The organism is Caballeronia sp. LZ034LL, from assembly GCF_031451215.1.
GTDB lineage: Bacteria > Pseudomonadota > Gammaproteobacteria > Burkholderiales > Burkholderiaceae > Caballeronia.
The window spans coordinates 1,160,811-1,181,120 of the sequence record NZ_JARUXR010000001.1; the positions used below are offsets into that span (position 1 = coordinate 1,160,811).

At 64.8% G+C, this 20,310-nt stretch carries 23 protein-coding genes and 1 tRNA gene; 11 read left to right on the forward strand and 13 right to left on the reverse strand.

Features of this window, described 5'->3' with window-relative positions:
* Positions 1 to 63 precede the first annotated feature (63 nt).
* A complete protein-coding gene (locus tag QCE83_RS05340) occupies positions 64 to 663 on the forward strand; it encodes a short chain dehydrogenase (protein WP_309808021.1) in 600 nt (199 codons plus the stop codon).
* On the opposite strand, the gene QCE83_RS05345 is transcribed toward QCE83_RS05340, so the two are convergent.
* The 8 genes from QCE83_RS05345 to QCE83_RS05380 all read right to left on the reverse strand — a co-directional run bounded on the left by QCE83_RS05345 (position 660) and on the right by QCE83_RS05380 (position 5,943).
* Positions 660 to 1,019 (reverse strand): hypothetical protein, encoded by a 360-nt coding sequence (locus QCE83_RS05345; protein WP_309808022.1) that lies wholly within the window; start codon positions 1,017 to 1,019, stop codon positions 660 to 662. The genes QCE83_RS05340 and QCE83_RS05345 overlap by 4 nt on opposite strands.
* A gap of 134 nt (positions 1,020 to 1,153) precedes the next feature.
* Positions 1,154 to 1,306 carry a hypothetical protein gene (locus tag QCE83_RS05350; RefSeq protein WP_309808023.1) on the reverse strand — a complete coding sequence of 51 codons (153 nt, stop codon included), beginning with the start codon at positions 1,304 to 1,306 and terminating at the stop codon, positions 1,154 to 1,156.
* A 224-nt stretch (positions 1,307 to 1,530) separates the two neighbouring features.
* Positions 1,531 to 1,607, reverse strand: a tRNA-Pro gene (locus tag QCE83_RS05355).
* 143 nt (positions 1,608 to 1,750) lie between these two features.
* A complete protein-coding gene (locus tag QCE83_RS05360; protein ID WP_309808024.1) occupies positions 1,751 to 2,506 on the reverse strand; it encodes a hypothetical protein in 756 nt (251 codons plus the stop codon).
* A gap of 46 nt (positions 2,507 to 2,552) precedes the next feature.
* Positions 2,553 to 3,032: a hypothetical protein gene (locus tag QCE83_RS05365; RefSeq protein ID WP_309808025.1), complete on the reverse strand. Its 480-nt coding sequence runs from the start codon at positions 3,030 to 3,032 to the stop codon at positions 2,553 to 2,555.
* Positions 3,033 to 3,181: 149 nt separating this feature from the next.
* On the reverse strand, positions 3,182 to 4,075 hold the full coding sequence (locus QCE83_RS05370) for a LysR family transcriptional regulator (protein WP_309808026.1): 894 nt from the start codon (positions 4,073 to 4,075) through the stop codon (positions 3,182 to 3,184).
* Between the two features lie 65 nt (positions 4,076 to 4,140).
* The gene (locus QCE83_RS05375) at positions 4,141 to 5,064 is read right to left on the reverse strand and encodes a LysR family transcriptional regulator (RefSeq protein WP_309811473.1); all 924 of its coding nucleotides are present in this window, start codon (positions 5,062 to 5,064) and stop codon (positions 4,141 to 4,143) included.
* 42 nt (positions 5,065 to 5,106) lie between these two features.
* Positions 5,107 to 5,943: an IclR family transcriptional regulator gene (locus QCE83_RS05380; protein ID WP_309808027.1), complete on the reverse strand. Its 837-nt coding sequence runs from the start codon at positions 5,941 to 5,943 to the stop codon at positions 5,107 to 5,109.
* 265 nt (positions 5,944 to 6,208) lie between these two features.
* Between QCE83_RS05380 and QCE83_RS05385 the strand changes: the two genes are divergently transcribed.
* From QCE83_RS05385 to pcaC, 6 genes are all read left to right on the forward strand, one after another.
* Positions 6,209 to 6,901 carry a 3-oxoacid CoA-transferase subunit A gene (locus QCE83_RS05385; protein WP_309808028.1) on the forward strand — a complete coding sequence of 231 codons (693 nt, stop codon included), beginning with the start codon at positions 6,209 to 6,211 and terminating at the stop codon, positions 6,899 to 6,901.
* 25 nt (positions 6,902 to 6,926) lie between these two features.
* Complete coding sequence (locus tag QCE83_RS05390) at positions 6,927 to 7,583, forward strand: 3-oxoacid CoA-transferase subunit B (RefSeq protein ID WP_309808029.1); 657 nt, start codon at positions 6,927 to 6,929, stop codon at positions 7,581 to 7,583.
* Between the two features lie 71 nt (positions 7,584 to 7,654).
* Positions 7,655 to 8,857 carry a 3-oxoadipyl-CoA thiolase gene (pcaF, locus tag QCE83_RS05395; RefSeq protein ID WP_309808031.1) on the forward strand — a complete coding sequence of 401 codons (1,203 nt, stop codon included), beginning with the start codon at positions 7,655 to 7,657 and terminating at the stop codon, positions 8,855 to 8,857.
* Between the two features lie 4 nt (positions 8,858 to 8,861).
* Positions 8,862 to 10,238 carry a 3-carboxy-cis,cis-muconate cycloisomerase gene (locus tag QCE83_RS05400; RefSeq protein WP_309808032.1) on the forward strand — a complete coding sequence of 459 codons (1,377 nt, stop codon included), beginning with the start codon at positions 8,862 to 8,864 and terminating at the stop codon, positions 10,236 to 10,238.
* Positions 10,239 to 10,241: 3 nt separating this feature from the next.
* Entirely contained in the window at positions 10,242 to 11,030 is a 789-nt protein-coding gene (gene pcaD / locus QCE83_RS05405; RefSeq protein WP_309808033.1) for a 3-oxoadipate enol-lactonase, read from the forward strand.
* A 2-nt stretch (positions 11,031 to 11,032) separates the two neighbouring features.
* A complete protein-coding gene (gene pcaC, locus QCE83_RS05410) occupies positions 11,033 to 11,422 on the forward strand; it encodes a 4-carboxymuconolactone decarboxylase (protein ID WP_309808034.1) in 390 nt (129 codons plus the stop codon).
* A gap of 85 nt (positions 11,423 to 11,507) precedes the next feature.
* On the opposite strand, the gene QCE83_RS05415 is transcribed toward pcaC, so the two are convergent.
* On the reverse strand, positions 11,508 to 12,809 hold the full coding sequence (locus QCE83_RS05415; protein ID WP_309808035.1) for a DUF3443 domain-containing protein: 1,302 nt from the start codon (positions 12,807 to 12,809) through the stop codon (positions 11,508 to 11,510).
* Positions 12,810 to 12,818: 9 nt separating this feature from the next.
* On the reverse strand, positions 12,819 to 13,280 hold the full coding sequence (locus QCE83_RS05420; RefSeq protein WP_309808036.1) for a DUF2844 domain-containing protein: 462 nt from the start codon (positions 13,278 to 13,280) through the stop codon (positions 12,819 to 12,821).
* 401 nt (positions 13,281 to 13,681) lie between these two features.
* On the opposite strand from QCE83_RS05420, the gene bamC reads away from it, so the two are divergent.
* The gene (bamC, locus tag QCE83_RS05425; protein ID WP_404984160.1) at positions 13,682 to 14,929 is read left to right on the forward strand and encodes an outer membrane protein assembly factor BamC; all 1,248 of its coding nucleotides are present in this window, start codon (positions 13,682 to 13,684) and stop codon (positions 14,927 to 14,929) included.
* A gap of 485 nt (positions 14,930 to 15,414) precedes the next feature.
* Positions 15,415 to 15,705, forward strand: coding sequence for a putative quinol monooxygenase (locus QCE83_RS05430; protein WP_309808037.1), 291 nt, complete (start codon positions 15,415 to 15,417; stop codon positions 15,703 to 15,705).
* A 41-nt stretch (positions 15,706 to 15,746) separates the two neighbouring features.
* Here the strand turns inward: QCE83_RS05430 and QCE83_RS05435 are convergent, their stop codons facing one another.
* From QCE83_RS05435 to QCE83_RS05445, 3 genes are all read right to left on the reverse strand, one after another.
* The gene (locus QCE83_RS05435; protein WP_309811476.1) at positions 15,747 to 16,007 is read right to left on the reverse strand and encodes a DNA-binding protein; all 261 of its coding nucleotides are present in this window, start codon (positions 16,005 to 16,007) and stop codon (positions 15,747 to 15,749) included.
* A 156-nt stretch (positions 16,008 to 16,163) separates the two neighbouring features.
* A complete protein-coding gene (gene aceB, locus QCE83_RS05440; RefSeq protein ID WP_309811479.1) occupies positions 16,164 to 17,765 on the reverse strand; it encodes a malate synthase A in 1,602 nt (533 codons plus the stop codon).
* Between the two features lie 74 nt (positions 17,766 to 17,839).
* On the reverse strand, positions 17,840 to 18,607 hold the full coding sequence (locus QCE83_RS05445; RefSeq protein ID WP_309808038.1) for a haloacid dehalogenase type II: 768 nt from the start codon (positions 18,605 to 18,607) through the stop codon (positions 17,840 to 17,842).
* A gap of 192 nt (positions 18,608 to 18,799) precedes the next feature.
* On the opposite strand from QCE83_RS05445, the gene QCE83_RS05450 reads away from it, so the two are divergent.
* Both QCE83_RS05450 and QCE83_RS05455 read left to right on the forward strand, forming a co-directional pair.
* Positions 18,800 to 19,711: a LysR family transcriptional regulator gene (locus QCE83_RS05450; RefSeq protein ID WP_309808039.1), complete on the forward strand. Its 912-nt coding sequence runs from the start codon at positions 18,800 to 18,802 to the stop codon at positions 19,709 to 19,711.
* Positions 19,712 to 19,782: 71 nt separating this feature from the next.
* Entirely contained in the window at positions 19,783 to 20,217 is a 435-nt protein-coding gene (locus QCE83_RS05455; protein WP_309808040.1) for a universal stress protein, read from the forward strand.
* Positions 20,218 to 20,310: the final 93 nt, after the last annotated feature.

Sequence of the window (20,310 nt, forward strand, 5' to 3'; positions counted from 1 at the left end):
GCACACCGGCGCAGTACGATACGCCTGCTTGTCCCGTCCCGTCCTATCGATTCAGGAGGCTTTATGCGAGTACTGCTCGTTGGCGCAACCGGTCTGCTGGGCACCGAAATCAAACGGCTTCTCGAAGCCCGGCACGAAGTGATCACCGCGAGCCGCAAGGGCTCTGATGAAGCCGTGGATCTGTCGGACAAGGCGAGCATCGTCGCCCTGTATGAACGAGTGGGGATGGTCGGTGCAGTGGTGTGTGTCGGCGGGGCAGCGAAGTTCAAGCCCCTCGATGCGCTGGACGACGCGGACTATGCCTTCAGCCTCGCCAACAAACTGATGGGTCAGGTGAACCTCGTGCGCTGTGCACGCGGACATGTCGAGGCCGGCGGCTCGATCACGCTGACGAGCGGCACATTGGCGCAGGAACCGATGATCGGCGCGGCTGCGGTGAGCATCGTCAATGCGGGGCTCGAGGGTTTCGTGCGGGTCGCGGCGCTCGAGCTGCAAGGCGCGTTGCGCGTGAACGTGGTGAGTCCGGGGTGGGTCGCGGAGACGCTCGAATCGATGGGCAAGGATCCATCGCAGGGCATTGCCGCTGCGGAGGTTGCAAAGGTGTATCAGCGCGCCATCGATGAGGCCATCACCGGGCAGACGCTCCTCGCCGTCAGGAGCTAGGACTTGAGGGCGGCGCGCAAGCGTCGCTTCGGGCGAAGCGCGGCGCGAGCGGCTGAAGGGGCGGGCGCTTTGACGTCGACTGAGCAATAAACGATGCTCGGTCCGACACCCGACGGCGGATAGATGCGCCAGTCGTCATCGCCATGATGGAAGAAATAGAGTGCGTATTGACCGCCGGGCTTGGGCGCGCTCAGACATACGTAGCGGCTGCCGCCGGGATAGATGCGCCCGTAGCGCGAAACGCGCGCGTGACTCGTGGAATCGAACCATTTCGAGACTTCCTCGCGCAAACGGGAGAAAGGTCGATCAGAAGAAATTCGCCCGGATTGCAAGGGCGTGGAAACGGTCGTGAGCATGCGCGCCAATCCTTATGCGTCACCTTAAGACTAGAGCTTAAATAGCTGATTGACAAGTCTTTTTTCGTGCTTAACGTATGAGCATTAAGCCTTAAAGCCGTGACCTTCGACAGCCGCCAAAAGGCTTTCGACTGTCAGACGCTGAAGCCCATCATCGCGCCGGTACTGGAGAGGGCTTCCTCTTCCGCGCGGGCCTTGAGCATGGCATCGGCGAGACGGTAGTAAAGCTGCGCGCGCTCTTCGAGAAACTCGGAGGAGGCATCGTTCGACAAGGTGTCGTCTGCCATGTCGCCCGCCAGGGCCTGACCGGCGAAATAGTCCCGGAGCGACATCCCGAAGTTGCTATTGCCGGGAAATGCGCGCGGGTTGTTGAGCTTGTTATACGCCATTGTTCTTGCTCGCCGTGTGTACGTAACGGTTCTTCAGATTCCCAAGCGGGTTCTTTTCAAGCTTGATGGAAGCGACAAAGAAAAAGGCTCTCTGGTGGAGACCAGAGAGCCTTTTTTTGTACTGGTCGGGGCGAGAGGATTTGAACCTCCGACCACCTGCACCCCATGCAGGTACGCTACCAGGCTGCGCTACGCCCCGATTGCCTTTGCGAAAGGTCCGCCGTTGCCGTCTGACCCTTCGCCACGATCCCGAACTGCGCTGCGTGGCAGCAGGGTGTGTAGCAAAGAACGGCGATTGTAGCGTGGCGGCGAGCAGGCCGCAAGCGGCCTGCCACCGGTTACCTACTGTCGAGCGCCAACGAAGAGCACGCCCGCTTTCGTCGGCGACTGAAGCGTCTGAAGTTCGGCACGCATGGTCGTTCCAGTCATGACCGCAACACCCGATGCAGTGGTGTTCGGATAGGCGCAGTTGCCGCCACCGAAGCTGATCGTCAGGTCGTAGACGTTGCCTGACGCATGCGGCTTGATGGACCCGGTGAAACTGCAGCTCGTGCCTGTACCCGTGATCGAACCGGTGGCGTCTGCCGTCAGCGTGACGTTTCGATCGTTGCCGCCGCTGGTCACGCTTTCTCCCTTGAAGGTACCCGTGACCGTGGCCTGCATCGGCACGGTGTCGTAGCTTGGATCGTACGTGCCGACGAAGGTGGTCTTCGCTCCGTTCGCGTAGAGGATCGTGGTGTTGAGAGAGGCTTTCGCAGAGTAAGCGCCTGATAGCGTGACTGCGCTACTGCCTTGACCCTCGAGGTTGTAGTCGATGCCGCTGCCATTGGACAACTTGCCGTTGCTCGACGCGACCGCTCCGATGACCCCGCCCGCGATAAAGTCCGTATTGCCAGCGACGGCGTAGATCGAATACAGGCGTCCGTCGTCGAGAATGAGTACAGAGGCTTGCCGGTTGCTGTCTGTATTGCCCGAGTAAAGCCCTGCCGCAGAAGCCGTGGAAACGGGTGTCGACGGCCCGTTGTCGCTGCCACCGCCGCCGCATGCGGTCAGGATGATCGCGGCCGCAGCGGCCGCGATAGGTGCATGTCGTCTCATTGGATGTCTAGGTTGCAGATGTGAAATTTGGCTCAGGAAAACGGGCTCAACGCGCACAAACAGTCACCGTTCGAGATCCCTTAAGCCGCAACTCCGACCGCGTATAAGCCGACGTCTGGATCTGCACGACATCACGCCGCTTGCACTGCGCGCGTCGCTCCGGCGGACACTGCGCGCAAGCCCTCGCACTTCCACCCGCACGACATCGCGCGAAGCGCTGACGCCTTCGGAACCGCACCGCCAGCGCCAGCGCGATCGTCAACTGGATCAGGTAAGTCACGGCCCGCTCACCCCAGTCGCCCCGCGATGCATAACGCTCATACTCCGTCCGCTCGTAGAAGCTGGCCGAAGCAAAGATCATCGTGAGGGCGAAGTCCAGCAGCATCGCCAGACAACAGAGTGCAAAGAAGAACAGCGCGCCGTTCCATCGCGGAACGCCGCAAGCTGCATTGACCGTGCGGCACACGAACATTACGAACGCCAGCAGGCACAGCCCGAACACCAGGGGAAGCCAGGAAAAATCCATGTCGCGCAAACCTCGTGACAGACGAAGTGAGGGAAGGTCCCGGCGACGCGCGAGATCGCGACACACCCACGACACACCAGGTCGCGCGCACGCTCAGGGAAGCGGCGCGATGATGTCACGTCGTCCCTCAAGCACGAATACGAGTAATCCTAATAAGGCGGGCGTTCGCTGAGCGCGTCGGAGAGGAAATCGATGAAGGTCCGCACCTTGCTCGTCATGAACTTGCGGCTGGTGTACACCGCGTACACCGATGGCGCGAACGCCGAATAGTCCGGCAGCACCCGCAGCAGCGTTCCTGACGCAAATTCCGGTTCCGCGATCCACGCCGGAAAGTACGCGAGCCCGAGTCCGGCGCGCACGAGTTGGAGCGCCATCGCGGTGTCGTTGGTCTTGAGCACGGCCTGATGCTTCACCGTGAAGGCACCGTCTGGTCCGGTCAGCGTCACCGATTCGATGTTGGTGTAAGTCGGCAACACCAGTTGGTGCCGGGCGAGATCGTCCGGATGGCGCGGCTGGCCGTGCCGCTCCAGATAGCCACGCGCGCCAGCCAGCATGAAGGGCATCCTGCACAGCGGCCGGACGATCAGCGAGGGCGAAGGATCGGAGGTCGCGCGCAACGCCATGTCGTAGCCTTCCTCGACCAGATCGACGAAGCGGTTCTCCAGCCGCAGGTCCACCAGCACGCCGGGATAGCGCGCCTGATACGCCACTACGAGTTCAGCAAAAGTGGGATTGGCGAACCAGCCCGGCGCGGTCACCTTGAGCACGCCTTGCGGCTGCGCCGTCTGCGCGCCGACGGCCGCTTCGGCGGCCTGAAGGATATCGAGCGCCTCGCTGCATTGCTCGAAATACACACTGCCGGCTTCCGTGAGACTGAGATGTCGCGTGGTCCGGTTCAGGAGACGCACGCGCAACTGCCGCTCCAGATTCGCGACATGCTTGCTGGTCATGGCGGTCGACATGTCGAGGCGCTCGGCAGCCTTCACGAAGCTGCCCGCCTCGACGACCTCGCGAAACACCCGCAGACTGGTCAGCGCATCCATCAATCATTTCCTGCCGGGCAATAAAACTGCGATGTTAGCGGGATTCATCGCCAGCGAGGGCAAGCTCACTTCGGCCATTCGTCGAGTTCATCGTTGAACAACGCGGCCACGACACCGCGCAGCCATTTCGTGCGGGCGTCGTTATGGAACTTGCGATGCCAGTGCTGCTTGAGATCGAAGCGCGGCAGCGCGAGCGGCGGTTCGGCGAGCGTGATCGATGCATGTTCGGCGACGTACGCGAAGCCGATCGCATGCGGCACCGTCGCGATCAGGTCGGTGCGCGACAGGATGAACGGCAGGCTCATGAAGTGCGGCGTTTCGAGCACGGCGCGGCGGCGCACGCGTTCGCGGTCGAGATGGTTCTCGAGGATCTCCTGGCTGCGGCCTTCCGCGCGCACCACGGCATGTCCGCAGGCGAGAAAGCGTTCCAGCGTCAGCGGTTCGCGTGCAAACGGATGATCACGCCGCATCAGGCAGATGAACCGGTGTGAAAAGAGCCGCTGCTGGAAGAAGTTGTTGCCGCGCAGATCCGGAAAATAGCCGATGGCCAGATCGATTTCACCGGCTTCGATCCCGCGTCCGACATCGCCATGCGAAGCCGACACCGAGCGCAGGTTCGCGTTCGGCGCCTGCTGCGCGAACGCCTGCAGAAGACGCGGCAGGAACACGATCTCGCCGACATCCGACAGCGCGATCGAAAAGGTTTCCGTGCTCGTGGCCGGATCGAAATGCTGCCGGTCGAGCATGCCGCGCTCGATGCGGGCGAGCGCCTCGCGCGCCGCGGGCACCAGCGCGAGCGTGCGCGGCGTCGGCTCCATGCCGCGCGCGGTGCGCACGAACAGCGGGTCGTTGAAATACTCGCGCAGCCGCGCCAGCGCCGTCGATACACGCGGCTGGCTCACGCCGAGCCGCTCGGCCGCGCGGCTCACATTGCGCGTCTCCTCGATGGCGACGAGGTACGGGATCAGGTTCAGATCGAGATCGTTCATGGCGCTCATTGCGTCCAATGCTTCAACCTGCGGAAAAAACCATCAGCCGCGCCGCGCAACCATGTCCGACACGCGCTGCGCCGCGTCCAGCAAGGGCTCGAGAAAGGCCTTCGCCATCTGCTTCGCGCTCTTGCGCTGCGCATTGCCGCTGATGTTGAGCGCCGCGATCACCCGGCCTTGCCGGTCGCGGATCGGCGCCGACATCGAGATCAGTCCTTCCTCCAGTTCCTGATCGACGATGGCCCAGCCTTGCGCGCGCACGACCGCAATGGCTTCCTTCAGCGCAGCGCGGTCGACGATCGTGCGCGGCGTGCGCGCCACCAGCGGATTGGCATCGAGGATGGCGTCGAGGCTGGTTTCGTCGAGCGCGGCGAGCAGGACCCGGCCCATCGACGTGCAGAACGCGGGCAGCCGGCTGCCGATGGAGAGGTTCTGCGTGATGATCTTGTGCGTCGGCACCCGCAGCACGTAGACGATCTCCGCGCCGTTCAGCACGGCCGCCGAACAGCTCTCGTGCACCTGTCCGACCAGATCTTCCATGACGGGTTCGGCGAGATTCCAAAAGGGCATCGATGTCAGGTACGCGAATCCCAGGTCGAGGATTTTTGGCGTAAGTTGGAACAGGCGGCCGTCCGCCTCGACATAGCCGAGCGCCTGCAAGGTCAGCAGGATGCGGCGCGCGCCGGCACGCGTGAGCCCGGTGGCCGCGGCGACGTCGGTGAGGGTCTGGGCGGGACGGCTGGCGTCGAAGGAGCGGATCACCGAAAGCCCGCGCGCGAAGGACTGGACATACGCGTCGCCGGGACGCGACTGCGCATCCGGTGCATCCGGCGCATCTGTCGGGTCGATCTCGGGAGCGGCTGAGGCTGAGGGTTTCATAGGCATGATCCAGGTGGCGCGAAGCAGCGGCGGCTCCGTGAAAACCCGCACTTCGGCAGTGCTTCGTTGACACGGCAATAAACGCAGGACTACCATGCCGATGTTCGCTAAACGAATCCATGTTCGCATATCGAACATTCGCTGGCAAGAGAGTTCGCACGATGATTTGCACGATGCGCTGCAAGTCGGCTTTCAAGCAGATAAACCCTGGAACGGGACGGACGCCTGCGGCAACCGCGGGCGTCCAGACTGGAGAAGAACGGCAATGATCAACAAGATTTTCGATTCGCTCGCTTCGGCCGTGGCCGACGTCCACGACGGCGCGACCATCATGATCGGCGGTTTCGGTACGGCGGGCATGCCGTCCGAGCTGATCGACGCGCTCATCGAGCAGGGCGCGCGCGATCTCACGATCGTCAACAACAACGCCGGCAATGGCGACATCGGCCTGGCCGCGCTGCTGAAGGCGAAGCGCGTGCGCAAGATCATCTGCTCGTTCCCGCGCCAGACCGATTCGCACGTGTTCGACGCGTTGTATCGCGCGGGCGAGATCGAGCTCGAACTCGTGCCGCAGGGCAATCTGGCCGAGCGCATTCGCGCGGCGGGCGCGGGCATCGGCGGATTCTTCACGCCGACGGGCTACGGCACCAAGCTCGCGGAAGGCCGCGAAACGCGCGAGATCGACGGCAAGCACTACGTGCTGGAGTCGCCGCTGCATGCGGACTTCGCGCTGGTGAAAGCATTCAAGGGCGATCGCTGGGGCAATCTGGTGTATCGCAAGACGGCGCGCAACTTCGGCCCGATCATGGCGAGCGCCGCGAAGACGGCCATCGTGCAGGTGTCGAAGGTCGTGCCGCTGGGCGAACTGGACCCCGAGAACATCGTGACGCCGGGCATTTTCGTGCAGCGCGTGGTGGAAGTGCCGCAAGCGGTGCATCAAGCCGAACTCGCTGCCTGAATGAACGTTGACGAAGGATATAGCCATGAAGAAACTCACTCGTGACGAAATGGCCCGGCGCGTGGCCGCGGACATTCCCGAAGGCGCCTACGTGAACCTGGGCATCGGCGTGCCGACGCTCGTCGCCAATCACCTCGCGGCGGACCGCGAAATCTTCCTGCACAGCGAAAACGGCCTGCTCGGCATGGGCCCGGCGCCGGCCAAGGGCGAGGAAGACGACGAACTCATCAACGCCGGCAAGCAGCACGTCACGCTGCTCACGGGCGGTGCGTATTTCCATCACGCGGATTCGTTCGCGATGATGCGCGGCGGCCATCTCGATTTCTGCGTGCTCGGCGCGTTCCAGGTGTCGGCGGACGGCGATCTCGCGAACTGGCACACCGGCGCGCCGGATGCGATTCCGGCGGTCGGCGGCGCGATGGATCTGGCGATCGGTGCGAAGCAGGTCTACGTGATGATGGAACTGTTGACCAAGCAGGGCGAAAGCAAGCTGGTCGCACAATGCTCGTATCCGGTGACGGGCGTGCAGTGCGTGGATCGCGTGTACACGGACCTCGCCGTGTTCGACGTCACGCCGGAAGGCTTCGTCGTGCGGGAAATGGTGGAAGGCCTGACGTTCGATGAGCTGCAGAAGCTCGCGCAGGTGCCGCTGCAGTACGCGCCGCTGAGCGAAGCCGCCTGAACGGCATACCGAGCCCGAGCCGAAGCCGAAGCCCGAGCCTGAGATACACAAGACAATACTGGAGCCAAGCAATGAAAGACGTCTTCGTATGTGATGCGATCCGCACACCGATCGGCCGTTACGGCGGCGCACTCTCGTCAGTGCGCGCCGACGATCTCGGCGCCGTGCCGCTGCGCGCGCTCATCGAACGCAACAAGGATGTGGACTGGGACGCGGTCGACGAAGTGATCTACGGCTGCGCCAACCAGGCGGGCGAAGACAACCGCAACGTCGCGCGCATGTCGGCGTTGCTGGCGGGCCTGCCGGTCGGCACGCCGGGCTCGACCGTCAACCGCCTGTGCGGCTCCGGGATGGACGCGGTCGGCATTGCCGCGCGCGCGATCAAGGCGGGCGAAGCCACGCTGATGATTGCGGGCGGCGTCGAAAGCATGAGCCGCGCGCCGTTCGTGATGGGCAAGGCGACGAGCGCGTTCTCGCGCACCGCCGAGATCCACGACACGACCATCGGCTGGCGCTTCATCAATCCGCTGATGAAGAAGCAATATGGCGTTGATTCGATGCCGGAAACCGCCGAAAACGTCGCCGACGACTACAAGGTGAGCCGCGCCGATCAGGACGCGTTCGCGCTGCGCTCGCAGCAGAAGGCGGCCCGTGCGCAGCAGGACGGCACGCTGGCGCAGGAGATCGTCGCGGTGACGATCGCGCAGAAGAAGGGCGACCCGCTGGTCGTCGGGCGCGATGAACACCCGCGCGAAACCACGCTCGAGGCGCTGGCGAAGCTGAAGGGCGTCGTGCGGCCGGACGGCTCGGTGACGGCCGGCAATGCGTCGGGCGTGAACGACGGCGCGGTCGCCATGCTGATCGCCGACGAAGAGAGCGCGCAGCGCCACGGCCTCACGCCGCGCGCGCGCATTCTCGGCGTCGCCACGGCAGGCGTGCCGCCGCGCGTGATGGGCATCGGCCCGGCGCCGGCGTCGCAGAAGCTGCTGACGCGCCTCGGCATGAGCATCGACCAGATGGACGTGATCGAGCTGAACGAAGCGTTCGCCGCGCAAGGGCTCGCGACGCTGCGCATGCTCGGCGTGGCCGATGACGACGCCCGCGTCAATCCGAACGGCGGCGCGATCGCGCTGGGCCATCCGCTCGGCGCATCGGGCGCGCGTCTCGTCACGACCGCGAGCTATCAGCTGCATCGCACGGGCGGCCGCTATGCGCTGTGCACGATGTGCATCGGCGTGGGCCAGGGCATCGCGATCGTCATCGAGCGCGTGTAAGCGCATGTTCGCAGCCACGGGACGTCTCACCGATCTGATCTGCGGCAGCGAGGCCGCCAACGCGCTCTGGTCGCCGCGCGCGACGGTGCAGGCGATGCTCGACGTCGAGGCCGCGCTCGCGCGTGCGTCGGCGCTGCATGGCGTGATTCCGGCGAGCGCCGTGGACGCCATCGTCGCCGCGTGCCAGGCCGACGAGATCGACGCGCAAGCCTTGATGAGCGGCGCGCAGGCGGGCGGCAATCTGGCGATTCCGCTCGTCAAGCAGTTGACGGCGGTGGTCAAGGCGCGCGACGCCGAGGCCGCGAAGTATGTGCACTGGGGCGCGACGAGCCAGGACATCATCGACACGGGACTGGTGCTGCAACTGCGCGCCGCGCTCGATCAGCTCGATGCCGACCTGCGCACGCTCGCCACGGCGCTCGCCGCGCAGGCGCAGGCGCACCGCGCGACGCCGATGATCGGCCGCACGTGGCTGCAGCAGGCGCTGCCGATCACGCTCGGGCTCAAGTTCGCGCAATGGCTCGACGCCATCACGCGCCAGCGCGCGCGCCTGGGCGAGCTGAAAGCGCGCGCGCTGGTGCTGCAGTTCGGCGGCGCGGCGGGCACGCTCGCGAGTCTGCGCGACCACGCGTTGCCGGTCGCACAGTCGCTCGCGGACGATCTGCATCTGACGCTGCCCGTCCTGCCGTGGCATACGCAGCGCGACCGCATCGCGGAAGCCGCGGCCTGGTTCGGCATGCTGACGGGCACGCTCGGCAAGATCGCGCGCGACATCTCGCTGATGATGCAGACCGAGGTCGGCGAAGTCGCGGAGCCGGCGGCGGCGGGCAAGGGCGGTTCATCGACGATGCCGCACAAGCGCAATCCGGTCGGCTGCGCGGCGGTGCTGACGGCCGCGACGCGCGCGCCGAATCTCGTCGCGACGATCTTCGCCGGCATGGTGCAGGAGCACGAACGCGCGCTCGGCGGCTGGCAGGCCGAGTGGGAAGCGCTGCCCGATCTCGCGCGGCTGGCGGCGGGCGCGGTGGCGAATCTCAACGGCATCGTCGCGGGGCTGGAGGTGAACGCGGAACGGCTCGCACAGAATCTCGATGCCACCCACGGCCTCGTGCTCGGCGAAGCGGTGATGCTGGCGCTGGGCGATGCCATCGGCCGGATGGAGGCGCACAAGCTGGTGGAAGGGGCATCGAAGGCGGCGGTCGCGAACGGCCGCCCGCTGCTCGAAGCACTCGCCGCCAACGAAACCGTGATGCGCCATTTGTCGCGCGCACAACTCGAATCCTTGCTCGATCCGGCGAACTACGTCGGACAGGCGCAGTCGTTCGTCGATGCCGCCATCGCGAACGCCAACTTGAAAGAACCGAAAGAACAGGAGCGTTAAGACATGCCTCTTGCTGAAGTCAACGGAACCCGGCTTCACTATCGCGTCGATGCCACGGCGGGCGACAGCGCCCCGTGGCTCGTGCTGTCCAACTCGCTCGGCGCGGATGTGTCGATGTGGACGCCGAACATCGAGGCGTTCGCGCAGCGCTACCGGGTCCTGCGCTATGACACGCGCGGCCACGGTCACTCGGACGTGCCGTCGGGGCCGTACACGATCGATCAGCTGATCGGCGACGTGATCGGCCTCATGGATCATCTGAAGATCGAGCGCGCGCACTACTGCGGGCTGTCGATGGGCGGTCTCACCGGCATCGGCCTCGCGGCGCGGCATCCGCAGCGCTTTGCGCGCGTCGTGTTGTCGAATACGGCGGCGCTGATCGGCTCGGACGCGGTGTGGACGCCGCGCGCTGCGAAAGCGCGCGAGCCGGGCGGCATGCCCGCGCTCACCGACGCCGTGATCGCACGCTGGTTCACCGCGCCGTTCATCGAGCGCGAGCCGCTCGCGCTCGCCAACATCCGCGATGTGTTCCGCCATACGTCGGGCGACGGCTACGCGTCGAATTGCGAAGCGATCCGCGACGCCGACCTGCGCGACGAAGCGAAGACCATCACGCTGCCGGTGCTGATGATCGCCGGCACGCACGATCTCTCGACGACCGCCGAGCAGGGCCGCGAGCTGGCGGGTTATATCGAAGGCGCGCGTTATCTCGAACTGGACGCGGCGCATTTGTCGAACATCGAAAAGCGCAACGAATACACCAGCGCCGTTCTCGACTTTCTTGGAGCATGAGCATGACCGATGACGAACGCTACGAAGCCGGGATGAAGGTGCGCCGCGCGGTGTTGTCCGACGCGCACGTGGACCGGTCGCTCGCGAACCGCACCGAACTCACGACCGATTTCCAGAACTTCATCACGCGTTATGCATGGGGCGAGATCTGGACGCGCGACGGCCTGCCGCGGCACACGCGCAGCCTCATCACGATCGCGATGATGGTGGCGCTGAATCGCAGCGAGGAACTTGCGCTGCATCTGCGCGCCGCGAAGAACAACGGCGTGACGCAGGACGAGATCAAGGAAGTGCTGTTGCAGACGGCCGTGTATTGCGGTGTGCCGGCGGCGAACTCGGCCTATCACCTGGCGCAGAAGATCTTCGACGAAGAGAAGCAGAAGCAGGCCTAGCCTCGGGCGCATTGTCGAAGCAGATCTCGAAGCAGATCCTGAAGCCGTCCCGGCGCAAACCGGGACGGCTTTTTTCATGCGCGGCTCAGAACGCGTAGTAAGGTCCGGCGCCGGCAGGCGTCGCGCGTTCCTGGAACGCCGTGAAGACGCGCCGGCCGAAGAAGAACGGCAGGCCCCAGGCGAAGCCACTGTTCGACGGCCCCGCGAGATTGTCGAAGGCGTAGTTGCCGCTGCCGAACAGGCTCGTCGAGGACGCGACGCTGAAGTTCACCGTGCTTTGCGCGCCTGCCGGCGAGCGGATCGTCGCGCTGAGCGACTGCGTCGTCGCCGGACAGAACCATACGCCGCAGCGTGCGAGCGTCGTCGAGGGAAAGAACAGGCCGTTCGAACCGCTGTCGATGTAACTCGCGCCATAGGTCGCGCCGCCGAAATCCGTCGTCACGTAGGCGCTCGACGAATTCGCCGCAAGCACCGTGGCCGAGCCGAGCGCATTGTTCGCCTGCGAGCCGATGCCGAAGGTCAACGTGCCGTTGACGCTGAAGGCGCCGTTATCGGGCACGTCGGGCAGTTCGATCACGACGCCGTTGTTGTCGGTGGCGAAGTTCGCGACCGGATTCGTCACCTGCTGCGCGACCGCAAGCGGGCTTGCCGCGCACGCGCCCGCCGTGCATTGGTAATACCAGCGCGGCATGGGCGAGCTGGCGCAGTTCGCGCCGCAATCGGCGACGAATGGCCCGATGCCGAGAATGCCGTTGCCGCGCAGGGTGGTTGCGTTGAGCATCGACAGTCCCGACTGGTTGCAATCCTGCGCGACGGCGGGCACCGCGGGATCGGCGATGATCTGCACCGACGTCGAGGCCGCCATCTGGCCCGCGAGCCGGACGTCCGCCTGACGCACCGCGCCCCACGTGTAGCCGGAACCGAACACGGCGCATTCCGCCATCACCGAGCCGGACGTGCTGCCCGCGACGGGCGGCAGCGCCATCGTCGAATCGAGCGCGGAGGCCAGGACGCGCAGGCCGTGCGATCCGGTATCGACCTGAATGCCGTCGATGGTCTGGCAGGTGTTCGTACCCGGCACGCAGAGCGTCACGCTGGTTTGCAGCATGTTGCGCGTGTCGGTGGCGGTGCGCGACACGGTGACGGGCTGCACGTTCGGCAACGACGATTGCACGACGGCCGTGCTCGCCGCGTCCGGTGCGCTTGCCTGCGCGGGTGCAGCCGAAGATGCGGGTGAGGCGGGTTGGGCGGTGGCGGTCCCGCGGGCGCTGGCCCCGCTTGCTGCGCCATCTCCTCCGCCACCGCCGCCGCAGGCAGCCAGCAGCGAACAGAGCGCCGCGACGAGCAGCAGCGCGCAGGCTTCACGAAACGCTTCGAGGCAGGGCATGGCGGCCTCCTACTGAATGTCCGACGCGTTCATGCCGGGCGGCAGCGCGTTCGCGAGCCATGCGCGTCCGCTGAACTCGCGCAGGCGCATGTGGTTCTCGACGACCAGGTCTCCCGTCGCCACCTGTGCCGTGTGCAACCCGAGCGTGCCCATCGATGCCAGCGCGCCGTCCCTGAACGTCTCGAAATGCGCGCCGAGAAGCGCCTGGATGTCCGGCATCGCGGGCCCTCGCCAGGACACGGCGTAGACGGCGCCGTTTCCATCGACATATTCGCGGATGACGATCCCGTTCGCGTCGGTCGTTTCGCTGAAGGCCGGCAGGCCCGATTGCGCCCGCCGCATGACAGCATCCGATGCTTCGTCCGACGCGCGCACGGTGCCGCCGAGATGAGCGGTCGCAGTCGCCGTCAGCAACAGGGAACCTATCGCCAGCCCCCGCGCGATATTTTTAGGATGTCTGATATTCGTCATCGAATCCCTCTCTCAAATTGGGAGTTTTCGTATTGTTTGAGAGGAGATTCTAGGGTTATGGTTAGGCTTCGCAATAGATGGCTGCTTTTGAGCAAGAGCGCGCCGAACATTGCGCCCATCGGGAAATTCCAATACGAATCAGCGGCTTGGCGCGAGCACAAACCGCTATCGCCGATTTGGCCAATCGTCATAAATTGTCATTTGTTGCCGTGTCGATGCGGTGGGCTATCTGCGCGTTGCGCCGGCACCGTGAATCGATGCAAGCACGGCTCTCCGATTCATCGCACAGTGCCAGTCATGAGGGATATCCCGTGTTTTTGCACCTGCGCGCGCGGGATCGGTAAAATAACGGGTTGATCCACGGAAGAACGCCCGTGGCGTAGCGGAAGGACTTTCCAGACATGACAGATTTTCGTGTAACCAGGCGGGTAACCCAGCAGCTCACCACGCGGGCAGCCACGCGCATGGCTGCGCTGCTCGCGGTAGCAGGAATCGTGGCGGGATGCGGCTCGACCAATCCCAATGCGTTCAATTACAAGAGCGATCAGCGTTCGAAGCAGGTGTCTCTCGCCGTGCCGCCAAATCTGATCGACGAAGCATCCGACTCGCGCTCGCTGCCGCCGCAGGGCGGACAGGCCTCGCTCTCCGATCTCCAGCAAGTACAGAAAGTCGCGCCGAACGCGCCGACCGTCGTGCCGCCCGTCTCGGGCATGCACATCCAGCGGGACGGCGCCGAGCGCTGGCTCGTGGTCGACGGCAAGTCCCCCGATCAAGTGTGGCCGCAGATCCGGCGCTTCTGGCAGGAGCAGGGCTTCCTGCTGGTGGTGGATCAGCGCGACAAGGGCGTGATGGAGACGGACTGGAACGAAACTCATCCGCAGATTTCCGACGGCCTGATTCGCGACACGCTCGCCAAGGCCACCGGCAATTCGTATGTCACGGCCGAGCGCAACAAGTACCGGACGCGTCTCGAAAAGGCGCCGGACGGCGGCACCTACGTGTTCGTCAGCCAGAAGGGCATGCGTGAGGCGCTCACCGGCGTCAACAACGATTCGAGCCAGTGGCAGGCACGTCCGAACGATCCCGCGCTCGAGAACGAATACCTGAAGCGGTTGATGTCGTCGCTAGCGTTGTCCGACCAGCGCGCGGCTTCGGGCGGGGCGACCTCGCTGGATACGCCTGCTGCGGCCAACGTGGCCGGTGCGCAAGGCGCGAAGGGCGGCGATGCCAAGGCGGCTTCGGTTGCGGCACAGAACGTCGCGAATGCCGGCAACACGCCGATCCGCAACGAAGTCGTGCCCGAGGCCGATACCTCGCAAATCACCTTGCCGGAAGCCTACGATCGCGCCTGGCTGCGCGTGGGCACCGCGCTCGACCGCGCCAACTTCACCGTGGATGACCGCGATCGCGCCAAGGGCATGTACTACGTGCGCTACGTGGATCCGACCGACAAGACATCGGCGGAGCAGGGCTTCTGGAGCCAGGTCTTCCACGGCCGCAAGGAAATGAAGGCCAAGCAGTATCAGGTCAACGTGCGGGCCGTGACGGAAGCGCAGACGCGCGTCGCTATCGTCGATGACAAGGGCAATCCGGACTCGTCGCCGCAAGCGCGTCAGATCATGGCGCTGCTCGCCGGGCAGATCAGCTGATCTCTCTCGCGAGACGCTGCACTTCGGAACGCCTCCTTCGGGAGGCGTTTTTGTTTGCATCGTTCGCGAAGTATCCAGGACAACCGGTCATCGCATGCTCGTTTCGTAATGCGCGCTAATGCGAAACTCGCCTGCGATATGCGCAGACAATTCTTTCGATCGGGAAATGTGCGCAAAAGCTTATAAAAAATGGGCCTCTGGATAGTACATTGCATCAATGGCGCGAATCGCCGCTCGAAGCTTCTTCGACAAGCGAGTCATCCCGCGCAATGAACCAGACATGCCGAACATTGGCTCGCCATGCAGCGAGCCCCGATGGCCCCGTCGCCTATCCTCGTAGGGCGACGGTTTTTGCCCGCGTTTCCACCGGAACGCGGGCTTTTTCTTTGTGCGTCGCGTTCGTGTCGCGGCTGCTTCATTCCGGCAGCGTATGACGCGGACGGTTATGCTCGTGCTTCGTCAATCAACGAAGACAGGAGAAGCTCATGTCGGAAGTCGCCGTTGTCGCGATATTTGTCGCGAAGCCGGGCAAGGAAGAGGAACTGAAGCAGGTGCTCGAAGCGAACGTCGAGCCGACGCGCAAGGAGCGCGGCGCATTGCAATACGACCTGCATCGCGACAACGAGGAGCCGCGCCGCTTCATCTTCGTCGAGCGCTGGGAGAGCCAGGACGCGCTCGACGCACACGGCCAGGCGCCGCACATTCAGGCATTCCGCGCGAAGGCGCCGGCGCTGTGCGAACACGGCGAAGTGCGCAAGGCTACGAAACTCCTCTGAACCGCTCTAAACAGATCTAAGCCCGCAGGAAGCGGACGCCGTCAGTGCGTGTCGTGCGGCACGTCGAGGATGAGGATGATGGTCCAGTCGGCGTCGCCTTCGTGATGGTACTGGCGTTCCGCGACGATGAACGGCTGCTGCTTGCCGTCCGGGCCGAGAAACAGCACGTCGCCTTCCATCGGCAGGCATTCGATGGGCGGCAGCGCCAGGTAAGCGTCCTTGTTGGCGTTGCGCGGCATCAGTTTTTCGATCTTGCGCGATGCCGCTTCGGTCCATTCGATATCGAGCTGGATGTTGCTCATGCTGTCGTTCGCACGGTGAGTGCGCTCCACGGTTGAATCGTTGAAAAAGGCGATGCGCAATGTAGCACACGCCATGCTCGGCCCATCATGCGCCTCAAACGAAAAAACGGCCCGCAGGCCGTTTTTTCGCACGCGAGGCGTCACCAAGCACGACGCTCAGATCTCCTCGTACAGCGGCAGCGTCAGAAACTCGGTGAAGTCGGCCGAGGTCGACATCTCCTCGAAGATCTTCGCCGCGCGTTCATACGGCTTCGTGTCCGCGCCCGTTGCGCCGACGCTCATTCTCACCTTCTCCAGCTCGTCGATGGTGATCTCGCGCACCAGCGCCGCCGTGACCTTGCGGCCGTCGTCGAGCGTGCCCTTCGGCGAGCGGATCCACTGCCACACCTGCGAGCGCGAGATCTCGGCGGTCGCGGCATCTTCCATCAGGTTGTGGATCGGCACGCAGCCATTGCCCGCGAGCCACGAACCGAGATAGTGGATGCCGACGTTCACATTGTTGCGCAGACCGGCTTCGGTGATCGGCGCCTCCGGACGGAAGTCGAGCAGATCGTGCGCGGTGACCTGGACGTCGGGGCGTTGCTTGCCGATCTGGTTCGGCTGGTCGCCGAGCACGTCGACGAACGCTTTCATCGCGATCGGCACGAGGCCCGGATGCGCGACCCAGCCGCCGTCGTAGCCGTCGGTGGCGTCGCGCGTCTTGTCGGAGCGCACGCCGTCCATGGCGCGCTCGTTCGCCGCGGGATCGTTCTTGATCGGAATCAGCGCCGACATCCCGCCGATCGCCGGCGCATTGCGCTTATGGCAGGTCTTCAGCAGTTCGAGCGCATAGGCGCGCATGAACGGCGAGGTCATCGTGATCTTCGCGCGGTCGGCGAGACAGAAGTCCGTGTCGTTCTTGAACTTCTTGATCGCCGAGAAAATGTAGTCCCAGCGTCCCGCGTTCAAGCCCGAGCTGTGCTCGCGCAGTTCGTAGAGGATCTCGTCCATTTCGAAGGCGGCGAGAATCGTCTCGACGAGCACGGTGGCGCGGATCGTGCCGCGCGGAATGCCGACCGCCTCCTGTGCCGCGACGAAAACATCGTTCCACAGGCGCGCTTCGAGATGGCTCTCCATCTTCGGCAGATAGAAGTAAGGACCGCTGCCGCGCGCGATCAGCTCGCGCGCGTTGTGGAACAGATAGAGCGCGAAGTCGAACAGGCCGCCGGACACGCGCTGGCCGTCCACGGTCACGTGCTTTTCATCGAGATGCCAGCCGCGCGGACGGACGATCAGCGTCGCGATCTTGTCGTTGAGCGTGTACGACTTGCCGTTCTGCTGCAGCGAGATCGTGCGGCGCACCGCGTCGCGCAAATTGATCTGACCGACGATCTGGTTGTCCCAGTTCGGCGCGTTCGAATCCTCGAAGTCGGTCATGTACGAATCGGCGCCGGAATTAAGCGCGTTGATGATCATCTTGCGCTCGACCGGACCCGTGATCTCGACGCGGCGGCATTGCAGATCCTTCGGCAGCGGCGCAACGGTCCAGTCGCTCTCGCGGATCGAGTGCGTGGCGTCGAGGAAATCGGGGCGCTCGCCGGCGTCGAGGCGTTGGGTGCGCTCGACGCGTGCAGCGAGCAATTGCTGGCGGCGCGGTTCGAACTGACGGTGCAGCGCCGCGACCAGCTCGAGCGCTTCGGGCGTCAGGATGGCCTGGTAGTCCGGCTTGATGTCGGCCGAGATTGCCATGCCCTTCGGCAGCGTGAGCGGATTCGAAATTGAGGTCATTGTTTTCTCCATGGTCGGTCAGACGGTTTTGCTTAGTGGCTTGCGTGGGATTGATGCGTGGCGAATCAGGCCGCCGACGCGCGGCGCACATTGCCCGCTGCGCGGCTGCGCTCTCGCGCGGGCGGACGCGCCGCGCTCGCTTCGACGAACGCGACGAGATCCGCCATGCCGCGCCCGCGTCCATGCGGCGCGACGCCGAGTTCTTCGGCCGCCAGCGCCGCGCGATTGATCCAGAAACTCGTGTAGCCGAACCAGGTCGCGCCCGCGACGTTCCAGCCGCTGCCCGAGACGAACACGATGTCGCGCGGCGGCGCGTCGAAGGCGCCGGTGCCGAGCGCGTACGCGGCGGGCGCGGGCGGATAGGCGCGCGCGGCATCGACGGACAGCACGTGATCGAACAGGCCGCTCATGCCGGCGCTTTTCACGGCGACGTCGAGCATCGGCGCGCTGCCGTTCGAGAGGATCGCGAGCGGCAGGTTGAAGCGCTCGCGCAGCGCCGTGAGCGCCGGCACGATGTCGGGAAACGTCGAGAGGCACGCGTATTCGTCGAGCAGGCGCTTTTCGGCGGCGCGGGTCAGCGCGTCGGCGAGCGCGAGACGCGCGGCGGCGTGGCGCAGCGCATCGACGGTGATCTTCCAGAACGGCTCATAGTGCGTGCCGGCCGGGTCGGCGAGCGTGCGCAATTGCGTGTATTCGATCTGCTTGCGACGCCACAGCCGCGACAGCGCGACGCCGCGTCCGGGAAACAGTTGTTCGGCGGCGGCGACGACTGAATGGACGTCGAAGAGGGTGCCGTAGGCATCGAAGATGACGGCGCGCGGAAGCCGGGGCATGTCGGGGAGAGACGAGGGTGTCGCGTTTGCGTTGAGTGTCGTTCTGGCCGACATAGCCGTGCGCTCCGTGTAGAGGTCGGGACCGATTCTATTCGTGATCCAGGTGATGGAAAAAGCACCGCAACATCACTTGATCTTTTACTTTTTAATACCTAATCTGTGTCCGGTATCCCCGAATGACGACGAAAACGCATGGATCGGTTCAAGCAGATAGAAACCTTCGCCGCGGTGGCAGCCAAGGGCAGCCTGTCGGCGGCGGCGCAGGCGGAAGGCATCGCGCCGGCCGTGATCGGACGCCGGCTCGATGCGCTCGAAGAGCGTCTCGGCGTCAAGCTGCTGGTGCGCACCACGCGCAGGATCACGCTGACCTTCGAAGGCTCGGCGTTCCTCGAGGATTGCCAGCGCATCATCAACGACATGCAGAACGCCGAGGCCAGCGTGTCGGCGGGCGGCGTGAAGGCGAGCGGGCACTTGCGCGTGTCGGCGCCGGCGGGTTTCGGCCGGCGGCATGTGGCCTCGCTGGTGCCGCGCTTCACCGCGCAGCATCCGGATGTGTCGGTGAGCCTCGACCTGACCGACCGCATGGTCGATCTCGTCAATGAAGGCTTCGACTGCGCGGTGCGGCTCGGAGAATTGCCGGATTCGTCGCTGGTGTCGCTGAAGCTCGGCGAGAACCGCCGCGTGTGCGTCGCGTCGCCGGACTATCTGGCGCGCCGCGGCACGCCCGCCGATCTCGCGGCGCTCGCCCAGCACAATTGCCTGGCGCTCGGGGCATCGGCGAATCAGCAGCGCGGCTGGGTGTTCCAGCAGGACGGCCGCGTCGTGACGATCAAGGTGTCCGGCACGATGGAATGTTCCGACGGCGCAGTCCTGCACGAATGGTGTCTGGAAGGACGCGGACTCGCGTGGCGCTCGTGGTGGGAGGTCGGCGAGGACATCGGTGAAGGACGGCTCGTGAGCGTGCTCGAAGGCTTTGCTGCGCCGCCCATCGGCATTCACGCGGTGTTTCCGCAGCGCCGGCATCTGCCGCTGCGGGTGCGCCTGTTCCTCGATCTGCTCAAGCATACGTACAACGCTCCGGGATATTGGGGCGACGAGGCGTAGCAGGGAAACGTCTCGCCGCCGCGCGGCCCTGACTACAATGAAGCGTGCCCCGCGGTTCGAAGGAGGACGCCATGTTCAAGCACATCCTGGTGCCGACCGACGGCTCCGAGCTGTCGCAGAAGGCCATCGACGGCGCGATCGATCTCGCGCAATCCGTTGGCGCGCGCATCACGGCTTATGCGTGTCTGCCGCAATATCCGTATTCGCCGTTCGCGGATGTCGCCGTCGAGCCGCCCGACGATTTCCACGCCCGCGCCGAAAACGAAGCCCGCGAGCATCTGCATGCGGTCATGCGCGCCGCCGACGACGCCGGCGTGCCCTGCAACAGCGTCACCAGCATCGAGGCGGCGCCGTATATCGGCATCATCGAAGCAGCGGAGCAGAACGGCTGCGACGTCATCCTGATGGCGTCGCACGGACGCCGCGGGCTCGGCAGCCTGTTGATCGGCAGCGAGACCCAGCGCGTGCTCACGCATACCAAGATTCCCGTCATCGTGTATCGCTGAGAAGCTGCCATTGCGCAGCGGCCGCCGCCTGCTTTCGCGAGGACGGCGGCCGCCGCTTTCTTCACTGCGCTCCCTGATTCAGCCTGCTGCTGC